At 71.7% G+C, this 16376-nt stretch carries 14 protein-coding genes and 1 pseudogene; 4 read left to right on the top strand and 11 right to left on the bottom strand.

The features are described from left to right. Positions 1-32: 32 nt before the first annotated feature. Positions 33-1172 carry a lactonase family protein gene (locus ACWDEN_RS07625; RefSeq protein WP_450858008.1) on the top strand — a complete coding sequence of 380 codons (1140 nt, stop codon included), beginning with the start codon at positions 33-35 and terminating at the stop codon, positions 1170-1172. On the opposite strand, the gene ACWDEN_RS07620 is transcribed toward ACWDEN_RS07625, so the two are convergent. Next, the gene (locus tag ACWDEN_RS07620; protein ID WP_450857866.1) at positions 1140-1865 is read right to left on the bottom strand and encodes a DUF2470 domain-containing protein; all 726 of its coding nucleotides are present in this window, start codon (positions 1863-1865) and stop codon (positions 1140-1142) included. The genes ACWDEN_RS07625 and ACWDEN_RS07620 overlap by 33 nt on opposite strands. An 89-nt stretch (positions 1866-1954) precedes the next feature. Beyond that, positions 1955-2560 carry a TetR/AcrR family transcriptional regulator gene (locus tag ACWDEN_RS07615; RefSeq protein WP_351605666.1) on the bottom strand — a complete coding sequence of 202 codons (606 nt, stop codon included), beginning with the start codon at positions 2558-2560 and terminating at the stop codon, positions 1955-1957. 135 nt (positions 2561-2695) lie between these two features. Between ACWDEN_RS07615 and ACWDEN_RS07610 the strand changes: the two genes are divergently transcribed. After that, a complete protein-coding gene (locus ACWDEN_RS07610; RefSeq protein ID WP_450857864.1) occupies positions 2696-4309 on the top strand; it encodes a cytochrome P450 in 1614 nt (537 codons plus the stop codon). Between the two features lie 211 nt (positions 4310-4520). Continuing rightward, the gene (locus ACWDEN_RS07605; protein ID WP_450857862.1) at positions 4521-4907 is read left to right on the top strand and encodes a hypothetical protein; all 387 of its coding nucleotides are present in this window, start codon (positions 4521-4523) and stop codon (positions 4905-4907) included. 3 nt (positions 4908-4910) lie between these two features. On the opposite strand, the pseudogene ACWDEN_RS07600 reads toward ACWDEN_RS07605, so the two are convergent. From ACWDEN_RS07600 to ACWDEN_RS07560, 9 genes and pseudogenes are all read right to left on the bottom strand, one after another. Next, positions 4911-5653 (bottom strand): annotated as a pseudogene (locus tag ACWDEN_RS07600) (PIG-L deacetylase family protein). 143 nt (positions 5654-5796) lie between these two features. Continuing rightward, on the bottom strand, positions 5797-7098 hold the full coding sequence (locus ACWDEN_RS07595) for an alpha/beta fold hydrolase (protein WP_450857860.1): 1302 nt from the start codon (positions 7096-7098) through the stop codon (positions 5797-5799). Between the two features lie 119 nt (positions 7099-7217). Continuing rightward, positions 7218-8243 carry a LacI family DNA-binding transcriptional regulator gene (locus ACWDEN_RS07590; protein ID WP_450857858.1) on the bottom strand — a complete coding sequence of 342 codons (1026 nt, stop codon included), beginning with the start codon at positions 8241-8243 and terminating at the stop codon, positions 7218-7220. Between the two features lie 80 nt (positions 8244-8323). Beyond that, the gene (locus ACWDEN_RS07585; protein WP_351605653.1) at positions 8324-9736 is read right to left on the bottom strand and encodes a BNR repeat-containing protein; all 1413 of its coding nucleotides are present in this window, start codon (positions 9734-9736) and stop codon (positions 8324-8326) included. 23 nt (positions 9737-9759) lie between these two features. Then, positions 9760-10080, bottom strand: coding sequence for an L-rhamnose mutarotase (locus ACWDEN_RS07580; RefSeq protein WP_450857856.1), 321 nt, complete (start codon positions 10078-10080; stop codon positions 9760-9762). Positions 10081-10097: 17 nt separating this feature from the next. After that, positions 10098-11177: a rhamnose ABC transporter substrate-binding protein gene (gene rhaS, locus ACWDEN_RS07575; RefSeq protein WP_450858006.1), complete on the bottom strand. Its 1080-nt coding sequence runs from the start codon at positions 11175-11177 to the stop codon at positions 10098-10100. 38 nt (positions 11178-11215) lie between these two features. Next, a complete protein-coding gene (locus ACWDEN_RS07570) occupies positions 11216-12229 on the bottom strand; it encodes an ABC transporter permease (RefSeq protein WP_351605644.1) in 1014 nt (337 codons plus the stop codon). After that, complete coding sequence (locus tag ACWDEN_RS07565; RefSeq protein WP_450857854.1) at positions 12222-13292, bottom strand: ABC transporter permease; 1071 nt, start codon at positions 13290-13292, stop codon at positions 12222-12224. Before ACWDEN_RS07565 ends, ACWDEN_RS07570 begins: the two co-directional genes overlap by 8 nt. A 112-nt stretch (positions 13293-13404) precedes the next feature. Next, positions 13405-14919: a sugar ABC transporter ATP-binding protein gene (locus tag ACWDEN_RS07560; protein WP_450857852.1), complete on the bottom strand. Its 1515-nt coding sequence runs from the start codon at positions 14917-14919 to the stop codon at positions 13405-13407. Between the two features lie 270 nt (positions 14920-15189). On the opposite strand from ACWDEN_RS07560, the gene rhaI reads away from it, so the two are divergent. Further along, a complete protein-coding gene (gene rhaI, locus ACWDEN_RS07555; protein WP_450857850.1) occupies positions 15190-16350 on the top strand; it encodes an L-rhamnose isomerase in 1161 nt (386 codons plus the stop codon). Positions 16351-16376 lie beyond the last annotated feature (26 nt).

Here is a 16376-nt window from a genome sequence, read left to right as displayed (position 1 = left end):
GACGCTGGAGCCGGCGCCGGTTCGTCGGAGCCGTGGCGGGTACGGCGGCCGTGGTGGCGGTGCCGTCCCCGGCGGCCCTGCGGGCCGGCGGCCCGGCCGCGGCGGACGATCCCGGGCCCGCCGTGCCGGCCCGTGGGCCCTCCGGTCCGCGTCCGCTGTACGTGGGCACCTACACCTCGGTCGACGGCGGCGGCACCGGCATCGGGCTGGCCTCCTACGACCCGGCGACCGGCCGGATCAGCGGCTCCGGCACGCTCACCGGCGTCCCCGACCCGTCGTACCTCGCCGTGCACCCGGACGGCCGCACGCTGTACGCGGTGGACGAGCGCCAGGACGGCGGCGTGACGGCCGTACGCCTCGCCGACCGGCGGGTTCTCGGCGCCCGCGGTGCGGGCGGCGCGGGCCCCTGTCATCTGTCGGTGCATCCCTCCGGACGCTGGCTGCTGAGCGCCGACTACGGGTCGGGCAGTGTCGCCGTGCATCCCATCGACGCCTCGGGCGCCCTGGGCGAGCGCACCGACGTCGTCACGCACACCACCCCGCCTCCCGGGCCCGGTCAACAGGGCCCGCACGCACACCAGTTCACCACCAGCCCCGACGGCGGCCATGTCCTCGCGGTCGACCTCGGCACCGACACCGTCTACAGCTACCGCCTCGACCAGGCGAACGGCACGCTGACGGAGGTGGCGCAGGCGCACGCCCGGCCCGGGGCCGGACCGCGCCATCTGACCTTCCACCCGGGCGGCCGGTACGCCTATCTGGCCAACGAGGTGGACGACACGGTCACCGTCTGCGGCTATGACCCGGCCTCCGGCCGGCTGACCATCGGCGAGCCGCAGTCCACGGGCTCCGGCGGCGGCACCAACTACCCGGCGCAGTTCGTCGTGACGGCGAACGGCGGGTACGCGTTCCTGGCCAACCGGGGTGACAACAGCCTCGCGCGGTATGCGATCGAGGCCGACGGTGCCCGGCTGCGGCTGCTCGGCACGGCCCCGGTGGGCGGGGACTTCCCGCGGCAGATCGCTCTCTCGCCGGACGGCGGGCTGCTGTTCGCGGCGAACCAGCGCTCGGGGACGGTCACCGTCTTCCACGTCGACGCGGGCAGCGGTGAACTCCGGTCGGCCGGCGAGCCGTTCGCCTCACCCGTCGCCGTCTGCGCGCTGCCGCTGTAGCGCGCGGGGACAGGCGGCGGCGGTGGCCTGGGCCAGCAGGGCGTGCATGCGCTCGGTGAGCTGGCCGACGTCGTCGGCGGGCGCGTGGAAGGGCAGCCGTACGTCGCCGTGGGCGTGGGTGCGCTCGATGCGCAGGGTCAGTCCGTGGCGGTCGACGGCGAGGGGCAGCACCCGGGTCGCGGCGTGCAGGCTCTCCGGCCGCACCAGGCGGGTCAGCCGCTCGACGGCGTCCGGGTGGGCGTCGGCGAGGTGGGTCAGCAGCCGGGCCTCGGCCTCGGCGAGCGGGTCGGGCCGGGCGGCGGCGTACTCGCCCAGGTCGACCACCACGGCCCCGGAGGACCGCCGCAGCACCACGCGCGTGGGCCGGAACAGCAGGGCGCCGCGGTCCGCGGCGAACCAGCCGGCGAGGTGGAGCCGGGCCCGGATCCGGCCGCGCACCGGTACGGGGGCCACGTCGGCGAACTCGAGCACGGCGGAGGGTTCCTGGCGTGGGGCGCAGATGGCCGCGGTCAGCAGGGCGCTGTCGTCGGGCGCCGTCAGCCGCACGGCGCCGTCGTCGGTCACGGTGTGCGCGCCGACGTACTCCTCACGGGCGCCGTCCGCGGTCACCGCGCACGACCAGGCGGCGGCCAGCACCGACCGAGCCCGTTCCGCCGCGCCGGGTGCGGCCGTCCAGTCCTGCGTGTCACCCATCCGAGACCTCCTTAGGTAAGCCTTGCCTAACCTATCGGAGATCCGGGCGTGCGCCAACCGCACCCACCGGCGGAAAGGATCGGCCAGGGTCAGGTGATGACACCCAGCAGCGCCCGCGCGCACAGGTCGCGCACCTGCTCCCGGGTCAACTCGCCGTCGCGCAGCCACTCCAGACAGACGGCGGTGGTGAAGGCGAGCCAGCCGCGCACGGCCAGGCGGACGTGCGGGGCGCTCTCGAAGACGGGGCCGAACTCGGGGTCGGCGGCGAGCGCGGCGAGGATCTGCTGCTCCTGGGCGGCCAGGGCCCGCTGGTAGACCCGGCGGACGGCCTGGTCGCCGGCCGCGTCGGCGCGGTGGAAGGCGCGGAAGCCGTGGGCGTGGGCCTGGACGTAACCGAGGTAGGTGTCGAGCCCGGCGGTGAGCTGCTCGCGCACCGGCAGGCCGGGCACGGCCGCCGTCATGCGCAGCATCCGCTCGCTCTCGCGCTCGACGACCGCCGCGAAGAAGTCCCGCTTGGTCGGGAAGTAGTGGTACAGCAGCCCGCGGGAGACCCCCGCGATCTCGGCGACCTGCTCGATCCACACGTCGTCGTAGGGGCTCTCCGAGAACAGCTTCGCGCCGACCGACAGCAGCTGCTCACGCCGTTCCTGGGTGCTGAGTCTGCGCCGGGCGCGCTCCCCCTGGTTCGCGGGCATGGCGTCACTTTACTTGACGCGGGTTCAACAAGCGGACCAGACTGAAACCGGTTATTGAACCCACGTACAACACGGCGCGCGCACAGCTTCACCTCGCAGGTTCAACGGTCCGCTGGATCAAGGGAGATCGGCGTCATGGCGGAGACGACGCAGGGGACGCAGACGACGGAGACACGGCTGCCGAAGGGTTTCCGGAGCGCCGAACTGGGCTGGCCCGAGCTGCACCGGATCCCGCATCCGCCGCACCGGGTGCCGTTGCTCGGCGATGTGCTCGGCGCCGACCGGCGCAAGCCGGTGCAGGACTCCATGCGCTTCGCGCGCGACCTGGGGCCGATCTTCCGGCGGCGGGCCTTCGGCAAGGAGTTCGTGTTCGTGTGGGGCGCGCGGCCGGCCGCCGACCTGGCCGACGAGTCCCGGTTCGCCAAGCACGTCGGTCTCGGCGTGGCCAATCTGCGGCCGGTCGCCGGGGACGGCCTGTTCACCGCCTACAACCACGAGCCCAACTGGCAGCTGGCGCACGACGTCCTGGCGCCCGGCTTCAGCCGGGAGGCCATGGAGGGCTACCACGGGATGATGCTGGCGGTCGCGGAGCGCCTGACCGCTCACTGGGACCGTGAGGCGGCGGCCGGGCGCACGGTGGACGTGCCCGGGGACATGACCAAACTGACCCTGGAGACGATCGCGCGCACCGGGTTCGGGCACGACTTCGGCTCCTTCGAGCGGGACCGCCCGCATCCCTTCGTCACCGCGATGGTCGGCACGCTCACCTACGCCCAGCGCCTCAACAGCGTGCCCGGACCGCTGGCCCCGCTGCTGCTGCGCACCGCCGCCCGGCGCAACGCGGCCGACATGGCCCTCCTGAACAGGACGGTCGACGACCTGGTCGCGCAGCGGCGCCGGTCGGGCCGCGGGGACGGCGACCTGCTGGACCGGATGCTGGAGACGGCGCATCCGGAGACGGGCGAGAGGCTGTCGGCGGAGAACGTCCGCAGGCAGGTGATCACATTCCTGGTCGCGGGCCACGAGACCACCTCCGGCGCGCTCTCCTTCGCCCTGTACTACCTCGCCCGGCACCCGGAGATCGCCGCCCGGGCCCGCGCCGAGGTGGACCGCGTCTGGGGCGAGGACGCACGGCCCGGCTACGACCAGGTGGCCAAGCTGCGCTATGTCCGCCGGGTGCTGGACGAGTCCCTGCGGCTGTGGCCGACCGCCCCGGCCTTCGCCCGGGAGGCCCGGCAGGACACCGTGCTCGCCGACGACCACCCGATGCTCCGGGGCGCGTGGGCACTGGTGCTGACCCCGATGCTGCACCGCGACCCGGAGGTCTGGGGCGAGGGGGCCGAGCGCTTCGACCCGGACCGCTTCGAGGCGGCGGCCGTACGGTCTCGTCCCCCGCACACCTTCAAACCGTTCGGCACCGGGGCGCGGGCCTGCATCGGCCGCCAGTTCGCCCTGCACGAGGCCACCCTGGTCCTCGGCCTCCTGCTGCGCCGCTACGACCTGCTGCCCGACCCGGCCTACCGGCTGACCGTGACCGAACGGCTGACGGTGATGCCGGAGGGGCTGCGACTGGGCTTGGAGCGGTGCAAGCACCCCGAAGGGGCGCGCGGCGATGACGGCCGCGCGGCCGCCGCCGCGGAGGCGCGAGCGGCCACGACGGGCCCGCAGGCGCACGACGCCGTGTCCCGGTACCCCCAGTGGATCGCTCGATCAGCCGCCGGTTGTCCGGTGCACCGGGCGGGTGACTGACGCGGGCAGCCGGGTCCCGACGCCACCGCGGACCGCGTGGCGCATGATCGCTCCCCTGCCACGCCACCGCCACCGGTGCACGGGTCAGGACCACCGGACGAGCCCGTATTCACCCGTTCGGCCCACGTGAGATCGCCTGCCCGTACCGGAGGGCCTTCAGTCGTGGATGGAGACCTTCCGGTACTCAGACGTTCCGGCAAAGGAGTCGCTCATGACCGCCAGGCCCCACTTTGCCCTTGTCGCCGCGCTGAGCGGTGCCGCGCTCACCGTCCAGCTCCTGTTCGGCGCCGCCCCGTCCACGGCCGCCGCGAGTCCGTCGCCGTCACCGTCCTTCAAGGTCGGCGAACCCATACCGGCGTCCAGCGCCGGACTCCCGATCTGTCTCACGCGCGTCGACACCACGTTCGTGCTGCTCTACCGGCAACGCGCGATCGTCGTGGCCGGCACCGGCCATGTCGTCCAGCGGATCCTGTCGCCCGGCGGGGCCTACGACGACGGCACCGTGCAGCTGCGCTTCAACACGGACGCCAAGAGCATCACGTACACGCCGCAGGGCGAGCGGTCCCCCAGCACCGAGGTGTGCAGGCCTCGCAGGTAGAACTCATCGTCCGAACACCTCGAAGGCCACCGCCGGTGTGCCGCCGAAGCGTTCACCGGTGGTCCTGGCGCTGGTGGTCAGGAAGGTGCGGGCATACGTTTCCGGGTCCTCGTCGGTCAACGCCTCGACGTAGGTGCGGTGTTCGACCAGCGAGCGCACCGCCCGCTCCAGGCCGGGCCCCGCGTCGACCGCGTGGGTGGGCCGGCTGGAGCCGGCGACCGCCACCCAGCGGACACCGTCCCAGGGTTCGAGGCCCTGCTCGGTGAGTTCCGGGAAGATCCACCGGTTGCCGGCGTCCGCGACGGCGTCCAGGGTGGCCCGGCCCACGGCGACGTGGTCCGGTGTGTTCCAGGCGGCCTCGCCCCAGGTGTCGCGGTGGTTGAGGCTGAGGACGAGTTCGGGCCGGTGCCGGCGGATCGCGGCGGCGATGTCCCGGCGCAGCGCGGGGCCGTACTCGATCACACCGTCCCGGTGGTCGAGGAACTCCACGGTGGTGACGCCGACGACGGCGGCACCGGCCCGCTGCTCGCGCTCGCGCAGCGGGCCGCACGTGGCGGGGTCGAGGGTGTCGATGCCGGCCTCGCCGCGGGTCGCCGGCACATAGCCGACCTCGCGGCCGCCGTCGGTCCAGGCCGCGACGGCCCCGGCGCAGCCGTATTCGAGGTCGTCGGGTGCGCCACCACGGCCAGGGCGCGCTGCCAGTCGTCGGGCATCGGCTGGAGTCGAGTGCTCCGGGGCTCGGTCATGGGCCGCACAGTACGCTCCGCCGGGGGCCGCGATGGGTGGGTGCCCCCATGGGGCGTCGGCCGGCCGGGCCCGTCGTGGCTTGTCGCGCCCACGCGGCGGTTGCCGCAGCTCGGCACAGCCCCGCGCCCCTTCGGGGCGCTCCTCACACCTCGTCTCTTGCCATCGCCAGCAGGCGGTCCAGTACCCGCGGTGCGCCCGTGCGCAGGCCGTCGTGTTCGAACTCGTCGGTGACCCAGGTGCGCAGGCCGCGGATCGCGCGGGCGGTCTCCAGCGAGTGTGCGGTGTCGACGTACATGTCGTCGTGGTAGACGGCCGCCACGACCGGGACCTCGTTGGCGGCGAGGCGGGCGGGGTCGTACAGGGGCTGCCAGTCGGTGCGGGCGGCGAGCAGGTCGGCCGTCTCGCGCAGCGGGCGCAGGGCCGGGTCCGCCTCGAACATCCAGGGGTGGACCGTCTCGCCGGTGAACAGCACCGGGGTGTCACCGGCGAGGGCCTTGGCCGCGTCGAACTGCGGGAACTCGGCGCGGACACGCTCGGCGGACCAGGCCGTGGGCCGGGCGTCCTGGCCGTAGATCGACTCGTGGACGAGCGCGTAGAGGGGGTGGGCGGCGTACGACAGCAGGGACTGGGCCTGTTCCTGGAAGGCGTCGGACAGTTCCAGGCCGACCGGTGTGCGCACGAAGGCGTCCTCCAGGAGGTGGTGCAGCCGGTGGCTGCCCTCGCTGGTGCCGAGCATCAGCCCGAGGGACTGGAAGGCCTCGACGGTGAAGCGGTAGCCGTTCGGGAGGGTCACATCGTGGGTCAGCAGGTGGTCGGCGATACGGCGGGCCCGCTCGACGTCCTGGGGGTAGCGGGCGTAGTGCGCGGTGACCTTGCGTTCGATGCGCGGGTAGGCCGCGCGGTAGACGGCGTCGGCGTGGGCGTGCAGGGAGGGCAGGCCTCCGGTGATGACGGCGGTGTCCAGGCCCTCGGGGGCGAGGGAGAGGTACGACACCGTGCAGAAGCCGCCGAAGCTCTGGCCGAGCACGGTCCAGGGGGCGCCGCCGGTGACCTGCGGGCGGATGGCCTCGCAGTCCCGGACGATGGAGTCGGCGCGGAAACGGGTGAGGTAGTCGGCCTGCTCGGCGGGGCCGCCGCGCAGCGGGAGCGTCTGCCGGGAGGCCGGGGTGGAGCCGCCGGTGCCGCGCTGGTCGAGCAGCAGCACGCGGTAGTCCTTCAGCGCCCGGTCGAGCCAGGACTGACGTCCGACGAAACGATTCGCCCCGAAGCCGGGACCACCCTGGAGATACAGCAGCCACGGCAGCTCCTGCCCGGCCCTGTCGCTCGCGACCACCTCACGGGCGTACAGCTCGATCGTCTCCCCGTCCGGGGCGGCGTGGTCGAGGGGCACGGTGAAACGGCGGTCGGTGAGGATGACACCGGGCTGGCGGTAGCTGAGGCTCAACGGGTCTCCCGGGACGGACGGTACGGACGGGTCCCAGTTCAGCACATGACCGGACCCGCGCAGAGCCCAGGGATCATGGATTGTTACTGAATTTCCGGTCAGCGCCCGGCCCGCGGTGCTCAGCGTGCGGCGAGGCTGGAGCGGCGCACCACCAGCTCCGGCTGGAGCACCACCCTGCGGTGCTCGTGGGTCCGCTCGCCCTCCCCCTGCTCGGTCTCCTCCAGCAGCAGCTCGGCGGCGAGGGAGCCCATCGTGACGGCGGGCTGCCGTACGGAGGTCAGCGGTACGGCGGCGGCCGCCGCGAACTCGATGTCGTCGTAGCCGACGATCGCCAGGTCGTCGGGGACGGTGACACCGGCCGCGTACATGGCCTGCAGCACGCCGAGGGCGAGCAGATCGTTGGCGCAGAACACGGCGGTGGGGCGGTCCGCGAGGCCCAGCAGGCGGGCACCGGCGTCGCGGCCCGCGGCCACGTCGAGGCGTTCGGTGGGCAGCTCGCGCAGCGCCTCGGGGCCGAGCCCCGCCTCGGCCAGGGCGTTCAGGGCGCCGGTACGGCGGTCGCGGACCTGGTTGAGGCCGGGCGGTCCGCTGACATAGGCGATGGAGCGGTGTCCGGCGTCCACCAGGTGGCGGACCGCCAGCGCACCGCCGGCCACGTCGTCCACGGACACCGAGCACTCGCTGGTGCCCTCGGCGACCCGGTCGACCAGCACGAACGGGATGCCGTGCCGGCGGAAGGCCTCGATGTTGCGGCCGGTGGCGTCGGCGGGGGTCAGCAGCACGCCCCGCACCCGCTGCTCGGCGAAGAGCGCCAGGTAGTCGGCCTCTTCGGCGGCGTTCTGGGCGCTGTTGCACACCATCACACCGAGCCCCGCCTCACGGGCCGCCCGCTCGGCGCCACGGGCCACGTCCACGAAGAACGGGTTGCCCATGTCGAGCACGAGCAGCCCCATGATCCGGCTGCGGCCCGCGCGCAGCTGCCGCGCGGACTCGCTGCGGACATAGCCGAGCCGCTCGATCGCGGACTGCACCCGCGCCCGCGTCTCACTGGCGACCGTGTCCGGGCGGTTGATGACGTTCGACACCGTGCCCACCGACACTCCGGCGGCGCGGGCGACGTCCTTGATACCCACCGACTGGGCCATCGGATTTCAGACCTCCAGGGATGACGAGGGGCGGCGGGCGGATCCTCACATTACCGTCACCGCCCCCTGTGACGGTCGGCTCAGGCAGGCAGGGAGAACTCCACGACGCGCAGCGCCGAGGGCGTCGTACCGGTGGACCTCTCCTGGTACATGAACGACAGCACGTCGTCGGACTTCGCGCGCATCTCGTCGATCACGACCTCGCCGAAGGCGCCCAGGCCGCCGCCGTCGAAGAGCAGGGTCCAGTCGGTGTAGCCGGAGGACCTGGAGGCGCCGGCGATACGGCCGTACGGGAAGACCGCGTAGGCGTTGTCGTACTTGTCCAGGACCAGCTTGGTGCGCTGGCTGGACTCCAGGGGGACCGGGATCTCGGTCTTGGTCCAGTCGCCGGAGGAGTTCTTGCGGAGGTGGAACGCGCGGCCGTTCGCGGTGCGGTCGGCGACGTAGTCGGTGGTGCACTGGCCGAAGCGGCCGGGGACATAGCTGATGATCGCGTGCGGCAGACCGGTGGAGTCGGCCCACTGGCTCTCCTGGTTCATCAGGCAGTGGTCGGGGCCGAGGGGGTCGACGACCAGTCCCGGGTCGGTGACGGAGACGGTGTCCGGGGTGCCCGTGGTGGCGACGGGGGTGCCCGCGTCGTTGCGCCAGGTGCGGCCGCGGTCGGTGGAGTACACGTAGCCCGTGTCGTGGTTGGTGATGCCGCCGCTGCCGCACATCACGGCGGCGTTCTGCTCGCGCCAGGTGAAGAAGGAGTGCAGCCGGCCGCCGGCGTCGTAGTCGATGCCGTGCAGGTACATGTTGCGGGCCGTGCTGGAGCCGTGCGAGCTGGTGTAGGTGCCGGTGGAGCCCGACCACTCCCCCAGTGCCGTCCAGGACGAACCGTCGTACTCCGCCAGGGCGTTGCGGCCGTCGCCGGAGATGCCGGCCCGGTAGCTGAGCTGGAGCCTGCCCTCCGGGGTGGAGACGAACTGCGGGTAGGTGAACTGCGAGGTGAGCGCGAGGCCGTCGAGGGAGGTCTGGACGGGGCCGAAGACGGACGGGCTCCACGGTGTGGACGCCGGGTCGTCGAGGAGGCCGGCGACGGACTTCACGTAGAAGAAGCCGTCGCTGTGGGAGTCCATGTCGAGGTGCAGGCGGCCGTCCAGCCGGGAGACGCCCATGGAGATGACGTTGTGCGAGTCGCTCGCCTTGAGGACGTGCGCGAGGGTGACCGCCGACCAGGTGCCGCCGCCGGCGGCCCGGCGGGCGACGACCGCGTTGCCGGTGGCGGTGTACCAGGCGGCGTACTGGTGGCCCTTGTACGTCAGCAGCCCGTTCTTCTGGAACGAGTTGTTGTTGACCAGGCCGTCGTAGGAGACGAAGTAGACGGCCCGGGAGTCGAGCAGGGTCGTGCTCCTCCTTCTGACCGAGGGACCGGGGCCGGCGGCCCGTGCGATGCCCGGCGTCGCCACGGCGGCCAGTACGGCCGAGGCGAGCACGGTGCGGCATTTCATGAGCGGCTCCGGGGAAGGGGGTGTCAGGCGAGGTGGAAGACCTCGGTGAGCGGCTTCATGGCCTCGTCGGGGCGGGATCCGTCGAGGGACTCGAAGAAGGGGGTCATCTCGGCCTGCCAGCGGGCGTTGACCTCGGTGGCCTCCATGCCGGCCAGGGCGGCACCGAAGTCCTCGGTCTCCAGGTAGCCGACGAGCAGGCCGTCGTCGCGCAGGAAGAGGGAGTAGTTGTGCCAGCCGGTGGCGGAGAGCGCCTCGCGCATCTCCGGCCACACGGCGGCGTGGCGTTCGCGGTACTCGGTGATCCGGTCCTCGCGGACCGTGAGCAGGAAACAGACGCGCTGCATGAAGTACCGCCCCCGGGTCAGAAGTCGAAGTCGTCGATGTTCTTGGCGTTGAACACGGTCGGCTTGCCGAGGTTGATCACGCCGGCCTTGCCGATGGTGTACGTCGTGCCGCCGGCCTTGAACGTCTCGCCCTCCTTGCCGGTGATCTGTCCCGACGCCAGCGCCACGGCGGTCCGCGCGGCCAGGTCGCCGAGCTTCGCCGGGTCCCACAGCTCGAAGGCGTCGACGGTGCCGTTCTTGACGTACTTGCGCATGTCGTTCGGGGTGCCGAGGCCGGTCAGCCTGACCTTGCCCTTGTACTTGGAGCCGGACAGGTACTGGGCGGCCGCCTTGATGCCGACGGTGGTCGGGGAGATGATCCCCTTCAGGTCCGGGTACTGCTGGAGCAGGCCCTGGGTCTGCTGGAAGGACTGCTGGGCGTCGTCGTTGCCGTAGGCGACCTTGACCAGCTTGACGTTCTTGTACTTCGGGTCCGCCAGCTCCTTCTTCATGTAGTCGATCCAGGTGTTCTGGTTGGTCGCGGTCTGCGCGGCCGACAGGATCGCGATCTGGCCCTTGTAGCCGATCTGCTGCGCGAGCAGCTGCACCTCGGTACGGCCCAGGTCCTCGGCGCTTGCCTGCGAGACGAAGGCGTTGCGGCAGTCGGCGGTGGTGTCGGAGTCGTAGGTGACGACCTTGATGCCGTTCTTCATGGCTTGCTTCAGCGCGGTGCACAGGGCGCCGGGGTCCTGCGCGGAGACGGCCATCGCGTCGACCTGCTGCTGGGTGAGCGTGTTGACGTAGGAGACCTGGCCGGAGGTGTCGGTGGCGCTGGACGGGCCGACCTCCTTGTACTTCGAGCCGAGGCCGGCGAGGGCCTGCTCGCCGCCTTTGTCGGCGGAGGTGAAATAGGGGTTGTTGACCTGCTTGGGCAGGAAGCCGACGGTCAGGCCCTTCTTGGTGGCCGCGTTCGGGTCGGCCTTGCCGGCCGCCGCGCCCGAGCCGCCGTCGCTCTTCACGTCGTTCTTGGTGGTGCCGCCGCAGGCGGTCAGGGCGAGTGCGAGGGAGGTGGCGGCGGCGAGGGCCGCGCAGGCACGGCGGATCGACGACTTGCGCATGGCGAGGTTTCCTTTACGGGGGTGGGCGGAGGAACGGGTCATGCCACAGGCGTGGGGGGAGCCTCGGGCACCGGCGCCGAGGCGGCTCTGCGGCCGGCCCTGGCGACGGAGACCTGCCGTGCGACCCGGGGGCCGAGCACGGAGACGACGAGCAGCACGCCGGTGACCACGATCTGGGACTGCGCGGAGACGTTCAGCAGGCTCATCACGTTCTGCAGCGCCCCCAGCAGGAACACACCGGCGATGGCACCGCCGAGCGTGCCCTTGCCGCCGTCGAAGTCGATGCCGCCGAGCAACACGGCCGCGACGACGGACAGTTCGAGGCCGGTGGCGTTGTCGTAGCGGGCGCTGGCGTAGTGCAGGGCCCAGAAGACGCCGGTGAGGGAGGCCATGAAGCCGGTGACTGCGAACAGCAGCAGCTTGGCCCGCTTGACCCGGATCCCGGCGAACCGCGCGGCCTCCTCACTGGCGCCGATCGCGAACAGCGAGCGTCCGAAGGGGGTGGCGTGCAGGACGACGACGGCGACGGCGAGCAGCACCAGGAAGGGCGGGAAGGCCTGCGGGAGGAAGGAGTTCCCGATCCGTCCGGCCGCGAAGTCGAGGTACTGGGTGGGGAAGTCGGTGACCGCGTCGGAGCCGAGGACGATCTGGGCGATGCCCCGGTAGGCGGCGAGGGTGCCGATGGTGACGGCGAGCGACGGCAGTCCGAGCCGGGTCACCAGCAGGCCGTTGACCAGCCCGCACACCACCCCGAGCAGCAGGCACAGCGGGATGATCGTCTCGATGGCCATGCCCTCGTTCCACAGCCTGCCCATGACCGCGCCGGACAGACCGGCCGTGGAGGCCACCGACAGGTCGATCTCGCCGGAGACGACCAGCAGGGTCATCGGCAGCGCGATCAGTGCGATGGGCAGGGTGTTGCCGATCAGGAACGACAGGTTGAGGGCGTTGCCGAAGCCGTCGACGAAGCAGAAGGACAGCAGGAGCAGGACGATCAGCAGGGCGCCGACGACCGTGTCCCAGCGGACGGCACGGGTCAGGGACTCAGGCACGAGCCTCCCCCTTCTGTACGGCGGACTTCGCGGAGGCCGGGTTCTCCTTCAGGGCGGCCGCCACCCGCAGCGCGACGATCCGGTCGACGGCGATGGCGAGCAGGAGCAGCACGCCGTTGATGGCGAGGACCCACACGGAGCTGACGCCGAGTGCGGGCAGCACGCTGTTGACGGAGGTCAGCAGCAGGGCGCCGAGCGCGGCGCCGTACACGCTGCCCGAGCCGCCGGTGAAGACGACACCGCCGACGACGACCGCGCTGACGACGGTGAGTTCGTAACCGTTGCCGGTGCCGGAGTCGACGTTGCCGAACCGGGCCAGGTACATGGCCCCGGCGAGGCCCGTGAGGGCGCCGCAGAAGGTGTAGGCGAGCAGGATGCGCCTGCGGACCGGGATGCCGGCGAGACGGGCGGCCTCCGGGTTGGAGCCGAGGGCGTACAGCTCGCGGCCGCTGCCGAAGTGCTTGAGGTAGTACGCGGTGGCGACCAGCACGGCGAGGGCGATGAGCGCCAGGTACGGCACGGCGGACAGTCCGCCGGAGCCGAAGTCGACGAAGCCCGGGGGGAGGTCGGCCGCGGTGATCTGGCGGGAGCCGACCCAGATGGAGTCGATGCCGCGGATGATGTAGAGCGTGCCCAGGGTGACCACCAGCGCGGGCACCTGGCCGAGGCTGACCAGCAAGCCGTTGACCAGGCCGAAGCCGATGCCGAGCAGCACCGCGAGGACGATCGCGACGACCGGGTCGCCGCCGCCGTGCAGACAGGTGCCGGCGGCGAAGGCGCTGATGCCGAGGGTGGAGCCGACGGACAGGTCGACGTTGCGGGTGATGACCACCAGCGACTGGCCGGTGGCGACCAGGACCAGGATGGTCGCGTTCAGCAGCAGGTCCTTGATGCCCTGCTCGGACAGGAACTGGCTGTTGCCCGCCTGCGTGACCACGATCATCACCAGGAAGACGGCCAGGATGGCGAGTTCACGCATCCTGAAGACGCGGTCGACCAGACGGGTGCCGCCGGAGCGGGGCGCCTCGGCGACGGGGGTGGGGTTGGGGCTGGTCACCGTCATGCGACGGCCCTCCTGATGGCTGCGGCCATGGTCGTCGTCCCCGTTCCTGCGTCCCGCGCAACCGCCCACGGGCGGCTGCGCTGCGCGCAGGCCGTTTCGATGCGTGCGTCGCTCACGCGGCCCTCCCGGTGGCTGCGGCCATCACGGCTTCCTCGGTGGCGTCGGAACGGGGGATCTCTGCGGTGAGCCGGCCCTCGTGCATCACCAGCACCCGGTCGGCCATGCCGAGGATCTCCGGCAGGTCCGAGGAGATCATCAGCACCGCCACCCCCTCGGCGGCGAGCTGGGACAGCAGCCGGTGCACCTCCGCCTTGGTGCCGACGTCGATGCCGCGGGTGGGCTCGTCGACTATCAGCACCTTGGGGGCGGTGGCCAGCCACTTGGCGAGGACCACCTTCTGCTGGTTGCCGCCGGAGAGCGTGGAGACGGCGTCGGCGATCCGGGCGTACTTCACCTGGAGCTTCACCGCCCAGTCCAGCGACCGGCTGCGCTCGGCACCCCGGTCCACGAGCCCTGCCCGCACGGTCGTCCGCAGCCCGGTCAGGCCGATGTTCCGCTCGATGGACATGTCCATCACCAGGCCCTGGGCGCGCCGGTCCTCGGGGACGAGGGCGAGCCCGGCGGCCATCGCGGTGGACGGCGCGCCCTTGGTCAGCTTCCGGCCGCAGACCTCGACCTCCCCGGCGTCCCAGCGGTCGACGCCGAACACCGCGCGGGCCACCTCGGTACGGCCGGCGCCCACCAGCCCCGCGAGACCGACGATCTCGCCGCGCCGCACCTCGAAGGAGACATCCGTGAACACGCCCTCGCGGGTCAGCCGACGGACGCTCAGGGCCACCTCGCCCGGCGCCACCTGCTGCTTGGGGTAGAGCTCGTCGAGGTCGCGGCCGACCATCCGGCGGACCAGGTCGTCCTCGGTCATGCCGGCCAGCGGCTCACTCGCGATCCAGGCGCCGTCGCGCAGGGTGGTCACCTTCTGGCAGATCTCGAAGATCTCCTCCAGCCGGTGGGAGATGAACAGCACCGCCGCGCCCTGTTCGCGCAGGGTGCGCACGACGCCGAAGAGGCGGGCGACCTCGCTGCCGGTGAGGGCCGCGGTGGGCTCGTCCATGATCAGGACCCGGGCGTCGAAGGACAGCGCCTTGGCGATCTCGACGATCTGCTGGTCGGCGATGGACAGACCGCGCGCGGGGCGGTCGGGGTCGAGGCCGACGCCGAGGCGCTTCATCAGGGCGGCGGTGGCCTCGCGGGTGGCCTTGTGGTCGATACGGCCGAGTGCCCGCCTCGGCCGGCGGCCCATGAAGATGTTCTCGGCGATCGACAGGTCGGGGAAGAGCATGGGCTCCTGGTAGATCACGGCGATCCCGGCGTCGCGGGCGTCTCCGGGCCCGTGGAACTGGACGGGCTCACCGTCGAGCAGCACCTGGCCGGCATCCGGACGGTGCACCCCGGCAAGCGTCTTGATCAGGGTCGACTTGCCCGCGCCGTTCTCCCCGGCGAGGGCGTGGACCTCACCGGCGAACAGCTCGAGGGAGACGCCCCGCAGGGCGCGAACGGCACCGAAGGACTTGGCGACGTCCCTCAGCGCCAGCACCGGGGCCGGTCCCGTGTCGGACGGGTGGGTCATGGGTGGCTCCTCGACGACGCCGGCGCGGCGAAGTCGGAGAGCCGTCGCAGCGTCGTGAAAGGTTTCAACTGGATGGCGGGGACGTTAGGCATGGCAGACATGTCACGTCAATGGCTGTCGCTCGAAAAAATTTCAATAGCCGAAGGTCACCCGGAGGTCACGGAGAACGCGCCTGGACAAAGGGCTTGACACGCCTTCGGTGGGCTCATAGCTTCCCGTGCTGAATCGTTTCATACAAAGCCTTTCCGGCCGATGCCACAGGAGCCCGAAGTGACCGACCTCGCCGCGGTGAAGGCCGCGCTGAAGACCCAGGCCGTCGAGACGCCGTCGTGGGCGTACGGGAACTCGGGGACGCGCTTCAAGGTGTTCGCGCAAGCGGGCGTTCCCCGCACACCGTGGGAGAAGGTCCAGGACGCGGCCCAGGTGCACGCGTTCACCGGTGTCGCGCCGACCGTGGCCCTGCACATCCCCTGGGACAGGGTCGAGGACTATGCCGCGCTGGCCGGGTTCGCCGAGGAGCGGGGGGTCAGGCTCGGGGCGATCAACTCCAACACCTTCCAGGACGACGACTACAAGCTGGGCAGCATCTGCCATCCGGACCCGGCGGTGCGGCGCAAGGCCGTCGATCATCTGCTGGAGTGCGTCGACATCATGGACGCGACGGGCTCCGTCGATCTGAAGCTGTGGTTCGCGGACGGTACGAACTATCCCGGGCAGGATGATGTGCGGGCGCGGCAGGACCGGTTGGCGGAAGGGCTGGCCGCGGTGTACGAGCGGCTCGGGGACGGGCAGCGGATGCTGCTGGAGTACAAGTTCTTCGAGCCGGCCTTCTACACCACCGATGTGCCGGACTGGGGGACCGCCTACGCGCATTGCCTGAAGCTGGGTCCGAAGGCGCAGGTCGTGGTCGACACCGGGCATCATGCGCCGGGGACCAACATCGAGTTCATCGTGGCCACTCTGCTGCGGGAGGGGAAGCTGGGGGGCTTCGACTTCAACTCCCGGTTCTACGCCGACGACGACCTGATGGTCGGCGCGGCCGATCCCTTCCAGCTGTTCCGGATCATGTACGAGGTCGTGCGGGGCGGTGGCCTCGGGCCGGACGTCGCGTTCATGCTCGATCAGTGCCACAACATCGAGGCGAAGATCCCGGCGATCATCCGGTCCGTGATGAACGTGCAGGAGGCCACGGCGAAGGCGCTGCTCGTCGACCGGGAGGCTCTTGCCGAGGCTCAGCGGTCCGGGGACGTGCTGGGCGCCAACGCCGTGCTGATGGACGCGTACAACACGGATGTGCGGCCGTTGCTTCGTGACGTGCGTGAGGAGATGGGGCTGGATGTCGACCCCCTTGCCGCGTACCGCCGGTCGGGGTGGGCCGAGAAGATCGTCGCCGAACGCGTTGGCGGGGAGCAGGCCGGTTGGGGGGCGTAAGCGTCTGCCCTGTTCTGTTTCGTCGC

The organism is Streptomyces sp. NPDC001153, from assembly GCF_053598315.1.
This window is presented reverse-complemented; position numbering and strand designations above follow the sequence as displayed.

Bases quoted from the DNA above. Each gene is read 5' to 3' on its own strand.
- ACWDEN_RS07580 (WP_450857856.1), bottom strand. From the start codon at position 10,080: ATGCAGCGCGTCTGTTTCCTGCTCACGGTCCGCGAGGACCGGATCACC.
- ACWDEN_RS07590 (WP_450857858.1), bottom strand. From the start codon at position 8,243: ATGGCCCAGTCGGTGGGTATCAAGGACGTCGCCCGCGCCGCCGGAGTG.
- ACWDEN_RS07605 (WP_450857862.1), top strand. From the start codon at position 4,521: ATGACCGCCAGGCCCCACTTTGCCCTTGTCGCCGCGCTGAGCGGTGCC.
- ACWDEN_RS07610 (WP_450857864.1), top strand. From the start codon at position 2,696: ATGGCGGAGACGACGCAGGGGACGCAGACGACGGAGACACGGCTGCCG.
- ACWDEN_RS07565 (WP_450857854.1), bottom strand. From the start codon at position 13,292: ATGACGGTGACCAGCCCCAACCCCACCCCCGTCGCCGAGGCGCCCCGC.
- ACWDEN_RS07620 (WP_450857866.1), bottom strand. From the start codon at position 1,865: ATGGGTGACACGCAGGACTGGACGGCCGCACCCGGCGCGGCGGAACGG.
- ACWDEN_RS07560 (WP_450857852.1), bottom strand. From the start codon at position 14,919: ATGACCCACCCGTCCGACACGGGACCGGCCCCGGTGCTGGCGCTGAGG.
- rhaS (WP_450858006.1), bottom strand. From the start codon at position 11,177: ATGCGCAAGTCGTCGATCCGCCGTGCCTGCGCGGCCCTCGCCGCCGCC.
- ACWDEN_RS07585 (WP_351605653.1), bottom strand. From the start codon at position 9,736: ATGAAATGCCGCACCGTGCTCGCCTCGGCCGTACTGGCCGCCGTGGCG.
- ACWDEN_RS07615 (WP_351605666.1), bottom strand. From the start codon at position 2,560: ATGCCCGCGAACCAGGGGGAGCGCGCCCGGCGCAGACTCAGCACCCAG.